Here is a 6,964-nt window from a genome sequence, read left to right as displayed (position 1 = left end):
GGGGCGCTTCCGGGTGCGGCGCGGCCCCGATCAGGCGTCGAGGACTCCACCCGCGCGCTTGACGACCGGCGGCTCCGTCGACCACGGGAAGTTGATCCAGTCGTCGGTCCGCTTCCACACGTACTCGCACCGCACGAGGGAGTGCGACTTCTCGTAGATGACGGCCGAGCGCACCTCGGCGACGTGGCCGAGGCAGAAGTCGCGCACCAGCTTCAGCGTCTTTCCGGTGTCGGCGACGTCGTCGGCGATCAGGACCTTCTTGTCGGTGAAGTCGATCGCCTCGGGAACGGGTGCCAGCATCACCGGCATGTCGAGGGTGGTGCCCACCCCCGTGTAGAACTCGACGTTCACGAGGTGAATGTTCTTGCAGTCCAGCGCGTAGGCCAGGCCACCCGCCACGAACACACCACCACGGGCGATGCTCAGGATGAGATCGGGCTCGAACCCGTCATCCGCCACCGCCTGCGCCAGCTCGCGCACCGCCCGGCCGAACGCCGGATAATCCAGGACTTCTCGTACATCGCTCACCCGGACATTCTCCACGGTCATCGGCCCGACCACGAACAGCGGGACCGGCCGGGACAGGAAATCCTTCGGTCTCGACCGCCTCAAGTGGGGTCGTCCCACCGTCCGGAGACGAAGATTCTTTGGCGTGTGGCACGCCCCCCTGCGTGGGTGGGGTCGGACGGAGTTACCCTCGGCGCTATGGAAGCGGAGCTCGCGGGTCTGGTGAGGGTGCTCGACCGGCGCGGCGCGGTGGTGCTCAGCGGGGCGGGCCTGTCCACCGAGTCCGGCATCCCCGACTACCGCGGCGCCACCGGTCGCCACCGCACCGGCACCCCGATGACCTTCCAGGAGTTCACCGGCAGCGAGGCCGCCCGCCGCCGCTACTGGGCCCGCAGCCACACCGGCTGGCCGGCCTTCGCCCGGGCCAGGCCGAACGCCGGCCACCGCGCCGTGGAGCTCCTTCGCCGCTCGGGACACATCGGGGCCGTCATCACCCAGAACGTCGACGGACTCCACCGCGCGGCCGGCACCCGCGAGGCCGTGGAACTGCACGGCGGACTCGACCGGGTGGTCTGCCTCGACTGCCGACGCACCAGCTCCCGGGCCGAACTCGACACCCGACTTGACGAGTTGAACCGGGGCTTCCGCCACCCCGACGCCGTCCTGCGCCCGGACGGCGACGCCCAGCTGTCGCCGGAACTGACCGCGGGCTTCCGCGTCGCGCCCTGCGCGGACTGCGGCGGCGTCCTCAAGCCGGACGTGGTGTTCTTCGGCGAGAACGTGCCCGCCGCCAGGGTCGAGGCCTGCTACGAACTGGTCGACGCCGCGAGCTCCTTGGTGGTCCTCGGCTCCTCCCTCACGGTCCTGTCGGGCCTGCGCTTCGTCCGCCACGCCGCCCGCGCCCACCTCCCCGTCGCCATCGTCAACCAGGGCCCCACCCGCGCCGACGACCTCGCCGCCCTCCACCTCGACCTCCCCCTCGGCCCCACCATGACCGAGGCCGCCCGCCTCCTGGCCGCCCGCTGAGCCGATCGGAGATCGGCCGAGTCGGCCCGGGGAACCGGACGAGATTCTTGACATGGCGCCTCGCGTGCGGGGCCGCATGCCGGGTTCTGTTCGGCGAGCATCGCGGTGAGGTCGCCGCCTGTCATCGGCCGGCCTCGTCCGGTCGTGTCCGGAGCGTGAGGAGCGCCGCACGGCCCCGGGGCGGGTCGTGGGCCTCCACGCGCCTGCCATGGAAGGTCATCAACGTTCACGGGGCGGGCGCCCTACGGGCCACCGCCGACAGGGGCGTTCTGTGACTGGCTCAAGTTGTACCGTTGCGCGGGGGCGGGTGGCGGGCGGAGGGGCGTCCGCGAACCGTCCCGGGATCAGCGGCGTACCTGCGCGGAAGTGTGTCCGAGCGGCCGGACATGACAAGACCGGCCAGGTGTCGGGAGCCTCGCGAGCAGCCGAACAACGGCCCTAAGCGCGGAAATTGGCCGCCCCGGCTTTGTCGGAAGCGTTCACGGCCGGGGGTGGAACTGTGCACACTTGGACTTCCGGTGCCGACGCCGCACGAAGCGGTCGCGGCCCGCTGCCTGGGGGGCGGTTTTGGGCCAGAATTCTGTCGCGGAGGGCGCTCTCGGCGACCTGCTGCGCGCCGTCGCCGACCTGCCCGTCCTCGCCGCGCACCGGAAGGGCCTCCGGGGGCTGGCCCTGGCGGTGGACGAACGGGCCGGCCACGCGCCGGCCGACAGGAGGACGCGCGCGGCGAACGCGCAGGACGCGCTGGCCGCCGACGTCGACACCTGGGCCCAACTGGACCTGATGGCGATGTTCGGCCGTCCCGACCTGTACCGCGCTCCGGACCGGCCGCCGGGCCGGGCCTCCTGGCTGCGGGAGGCGGTCACCCACGCGCCGCCGCTGCTGGTGTTCGTGCCGCTCGGCATCACCTGGTTCGGGCTCAGCCGCGCGAGCGCCGCGTACGAGGAACTGCGCGCGACCCAGGCGGGGCGGGACCTCGCCGACGGCCGGACCTTCCTCGACCTGTGGCAGGACGGCTTCGGCGGCCACCTCAACGGGCTGTTCGCCTTCGGCGCCATGGTGTGGTGGACGATCGGCGTCCTGGCCCTGCTGCTCGGCACCACACTGGCCGCCGAACTCATCCGCCGGCGCGGCGACAGCGCCGGACGGGACGAGCTCGGCGCCGCCGTCACCCGGCTCCCGCCCCTGCTGACGGAGGCCCAGCTGCTGCTGGCCGCCGCCCGGCTGGAGACACCGGCCCGGTTCGTGGCGGAACTGAGCCGGGCCGCCGGGCAGTTGACCCCACTGCTCGACCGGGCCGCCGACACCCACGCCGCCACCAGCGCGCTCGCCGACAGCACCGCCGAACTGCTGCGCACCGCCAGGCGCAGCACCGAGCGGTTGGGCGAGGCGTCCACGGTGCTGGACGGCACCGCCGGTCGGCTCACCGTCAGCGGCGACCGGCTGGTCACCGCCACCGAGCGGAGCACGGCCGCCGCCGACGCCATGGCACGGCTGGTCCGGGAGGAGATCGCCCGCACCCGGGAGGAGCTGTCGCAGGCCGCCGCCGAGAGCGTCCAGGACATCCGCGAGGCCACCGACGCCTCGGCCCGGACCGTCGGCGCGCTCGGTGACGAGGCGGTCCGGGCGGTGGCGGAGCTGTCCGAGGAGATGGCGCGGACGGTCACGGTGCTGTCGGACACCGCGAGCCGGCGGATGGGCGAGATCGGCGAGAACGTCGAGGAGCTGGTCACCCGCGCCGCCACCCAGGGCGAGCGGCTGGTCGGCGAGGCCTCCGAACGGGCCGACGCCTCGCTCGCCGCACTGCTGGACGAGCTGCGGATCGTCTCGGCCGCGCTGGACCGCTCCGGCGACCGGTTGGGCCTGGCCGGCGAAGGGCTCACCGGCTGGCTGGAGCACACCCTCGGCGCGGGCGCCGACCACATCGCCCGCACCTACCACCTGGCCATCGCCACCGCGGCGGTCGAGCTCAGCCGGCAGTTCCAGCAGGCCGGCGGCGCCGTCGAGGCGGCGCTCACCGACTTCACCCGCGCCGTGGGCACCCTGGACTCGGCGGTCGGCACCCTCGGCGGCACGGTCGGCGCCCTGGACGGCAGCGTCGGCGAACTCGGCGGCACGGTCGGGACGTTGGGTGGCACGGTGGTCACCCTGGGCGGCACCGTGGATTCGCTGGGCGGCACCGTGACCGTGCTCGACGGCACCGCGGGCGTCCTCGGCTCGACCGTCGGCGTGTTCGACGCCGGGGTGGAGCACCTGGGCACGGCGGTCGGCAACCTCGACGGCACCACCGAACGCCTCGGGGCGACGGTCGGCACGCTCCACGGCAGCGTCGGCGCCCTCGACGCGAGTGTCGGCGGCCTGGATCGCGCGGTCGTCCGCCTGGGCAAGCCGGACGACGCCGGATCACGGGACGCACCGCCGTACGACACCCCGCCGCCATTCGACGCCCCACCACCGGACGACGTGCCCCCCGCGGGGCCGCGTCCCGCGGAGCCGGGGAGCGGGTCGTGAGAGGCACGGGCGTCACGCACCTGGCGGGCTGGCTCTTCGCGGACCTGCTGCTGATCCTGGTGCTGGTGGTGCTCGGCGGTCAGAGCAGCCCGGCCCGGGACATCGTCGCCGACCCGCCACCGACACCGACCGCGACCGCCGGCCCGACCCTCGCCCCGTCGCCGACCCCGACCCCGCCCGCCCCGATCCCCACCCCGACGTCTGCGGCGCCGGTCGGCATGCTCCCGCAGAGCCTCGACCTGCCCCTGCTCGCCGACCAGTCGGTGGCCGACGACCTGGTGAACGGCGGTCCGGCCCGCCGGGCCGCCGCCGCCCGCCGGATCAACGAGGCCGTCGACCAGGCGCTGGCCAAGCAGCTGACCGGGGAGCAGCAGCGCGGTGCCCTGGTCTTCATCTGGGGTACGGACGGCGGCTGCCGGGGCTGCAAACCCACCTCCGACGCCAGCAGCGTCTTCGCGGAGGCCGCGGCGGACGCCGTCCGACGGGGCGGGCACCCCCAACTGCCGAACGACGCCGGGTTCTACCGGGGCTACCTCGACCTCAAGCCCGCCTCCGGCACCCTGCGCATGGAGCTGTTCCTCTACAACTCCTGAATCCCGCCCGGCCCAAGCCTCAGCACTCCCCCGCCGAAGGCATCCACCGAAGCCATCCACCGAAGCCACCCGCGCCCGGCACCACCCGTGAAGGAGCACGCCCGTGATATGGGACGACCCGGTACAGGCACTGCGGTTCGCCCAGGAGGTCAAAGAGGTCGTGCCGGATCCGCTGGACGTTCCGGACGAGGCCACCGACGACTTCCGCAACGCCCTGCACCACACGGAGGAGCTGATCAGGGTCGCGACCACCCCGGTGGCGATCGGCGTGGTCGGCGAGTTCACCGCCGGCAAGTCCAGCCTGATCGGCGCCCTGCTGGGCAAGCCCGACCTGCTGCCGACCGCGAACCGCGCGACCACCGCGCAGGTGACCGCCCTGCGGCTGCGCGGCGGGCCGCCGGGCCGGCCGACCGCGCTCGGTGACCGCGCGGTGGCCGAACTCCTCAGCCCGGCCGACGTCCTGGGCTGCCTCGGCTACATGGCGAACGAGCTGTCGGCCGACTTCAAGCGGGAGAAGGAGGGGCTGGACCGCAAGCCGCTCCAGGAGTTCCTGGCCGCCGTCGCCACTCCGGCGACCGACGCCACCCCGCTGTGGCGCGATCCGCGGACCTGGCAGCGCTTCGACGCCTGGGCGCGCGACGCGCTCTGGACGTACCCGCAGGACAACGAGACCCTGCGTGAGAGCGTCCGCGAGATGCACCGGCTCAGCGAGGCGCTGCTGACGGTCGACCCTGACCTGTTCGGCAGCACGGTCGGGATGTCCACCGCCCTCGCCCGGGCGCTGGCGGACATGGGGCAGGCGGACGAGCCCGGCGCGCCGTACCCGACCCGGCCGCCGCTGCGCAAGAAGGTCGACCGGAAGGGCCTGGAGGCGGCGCTGGAGCAGGCCTCCCGCACCGGGACGGCGCTCGGCGAGGAGTACCGGGCCGTGCTGTCGCCGCTGATCCGCCGGATCGACGTGGACGTCGAGGTGCGGCCCGGCACCTGGGACGTGGTCGACTCGCTGGACGGCGGCGCCCTGTTGCTGGACTTCCCGGGCCTCGGGGCGGCCGGGCGCCGCGACGACTACCTGTGCCTGTCGCAGCTGAAGAACGTCGAGACCATCCTCGTGGTGTCCCGGGGCAACCTGATGGGCTCCCGCCTGGTCGGCACGTTCTACGGGAAGATGGAGTCGCAGGGCCACGGCCGGGACACCCTCCCCGACAGCATTCTGATGGCCTTCAACAAGTGGGACACCACCAGCGCCCCGAAGCTGCCCGCCGAGGCGGTGGCGCTCGGCGCCACGGTGACGGCCGCGTCCGAGGCGCTGCACATGTTCCGGGTGGACGCCACCAAGCTGCTGTTCGACCGGATCGAGCGGGCGCTGCCGGTCTCGGTGCTCGCCGCGGTCGCGACCGAGGGCTCCGGGCTGGACGGCACGCTCGCGGACCTCTCGGAGATGAACGCCGACGAGGTCGAGGCGATGGCGCGCCGGCGCAGGGAGTGGGGTGCGCTGGCCCACCGGATCGCGGTCGCCGACCCCGGCCACCACTGGGTGCGCCAGCTCGGCGAGTACGCGCGCGACGGCGGGCTGCTCGCGCTGCGGGCGATGATCGCCGGGCACATCGAGGAGCACGGCGTACGGCTCAAGCGCCGTACCGTCGGCGAGCAGTTCCGGACCACCCACCGGGCGTGGCGCACGGTGGACGCGCGGACCAGGGCGCACACGGTCGCCGAGGGCAGTCCGGAGCACGCCGAACTGATCGAGCGGTTCGAGCGGCTGGGGTCCGACGCGGCCCGGCTGATGGCGGCGCTGAACGAGCTCCGCAACCCGGCGAGGGCCCGCCGGGGCAACGGCGGATCGGTGCTGGCCCGGCTGGAGCGGCAGGCGGTCACCGCGGTGTTCTCCTGGCCGCTCTGGGGCGAGCTGTTCGCCGCCGTCGAGGGCGGGGTGGTGACCAAGGCCCCGGTGTCGGGCGTGAAGATCCCCGCGTACGTGGACGTGCTCCCGCCCCACCTGCGGGACGAGTTCCTGCGGAACCTGCCCAAGCAGTCGCAGGACCGGGACGCCGACACCACGACGGCCTTCCAGGACCACTACGTGCGGACGGTGACCGCGCTGCGCGAGGACGCGCTGAAGCAGCTGACCGCGTGGGCCGAGTCGTGGGCGGCGGAGCAGGAGGAGGTGCTCGGCGAGACGCGCGAGTGGCTCGCCCGCGAGGAGACCGCGGTGCGGCTGGAGAGCCTCTTCGCGCAGCTGCCCGAGTCGCCGGTGCCGCCGGACTTCCGGGTCAGCCAGCTGCAGGTGCTCACCACCACCGAGTACTTCCCGCCGACCGCGACGGCGG

Annotated in this window: 4 protein-coding genes and 1 pseudogene; 4 read left to right on the top strand and 1 reads right to left on the bottom strand. The window is 73.8% G+C overall.

Annotated features, from left to right (window positions below; translation table 11 throughout):
• Window positions 1-30: 30 nt before the first annotated feature.
• A complete protein-coding gene (locus ABD308_RS14435) occupies window positions 31-528 on the bottom strand; it encodes a phosphoribosyltransferase (protein WP_344333556.1) in 498 nt (165 codons plus the stop codon).
• A 177-nt stretch (window positions 529-705) separates the two neighbouring features.
• Between ABD308_RS14435 and ABD308_RS14430 the strand changes: the two genes are divergently transcribed.
• From ABD308_RS14430 to ABD308_RS39685, 4 genes and pseudogenes are all read left to right on the top strand, one after another.
• On the top strand, window positions 706-1,533 hold the full coding sequence (locus ABD308_RS14430; protein WP_344333555.1) for an NAD-dependent protein deacetylase: 828 nt from the start codon (window positions 706-708) through the stop codon (window positions 1,531-1,533).
• Window positions 1,534-2,100: 567 nt separating this feature from the next.
• The gene (locus ABD308_RS14425) at window positions 2,101-4,044 is read left to right on the top strand and encodes a coiled-coil domain-containing protein (RefSeq protein ID WP_344333553.1); all 1,944 of its coding nucleotides are present in this window, start codon (window positions 2,101-2,103) and stop codon (window positions 4,042-4,044) included.
• Complete coding sequence (locus ABD308_RS14420; protein WP_344333551.1) at window positions 4,041-4,637, top strand: hypothetical protein; 597 nt, start codon at window positions 4,041-4,043, stop codon at window positions 4,635-4,637. The genes ABD308_RS14425 and ABD308_RS14420 overlap by 4 nt, the downstream gene beginning before the upstream one ends.
• A 103-nt stretch (window positions 4,638-4,740) precedes the next feature.
• Window positions 4,741-6,964: pseudogene (locus ABD308_RS39685) on the top strand (dynamin family protein); the annotation flags it as partial.

Source organism: Kitasatospora putterlickiae, from assembly GCF_039527695.1.
GTDB lineage: Bacteria > Actinomycetota > Actinomycetes > Streptomycetales > Streptomycetaceae > Kitasatospora > Kitasatospora putterlickiae.
This window is presented reverse-complemented; position numbering and strand designations above follow the sequence as displayed.

What these genes read in the sequence shown, in the direction of transcription:
- ABD308_RS14430 (WP_344333555.1), top strand. Translation starts at nt 706, where the DNA reads ATGGAAGCGGAGCTCGCGGGTCTGGTGAGGGTGCTCGACCGGCGCGGC.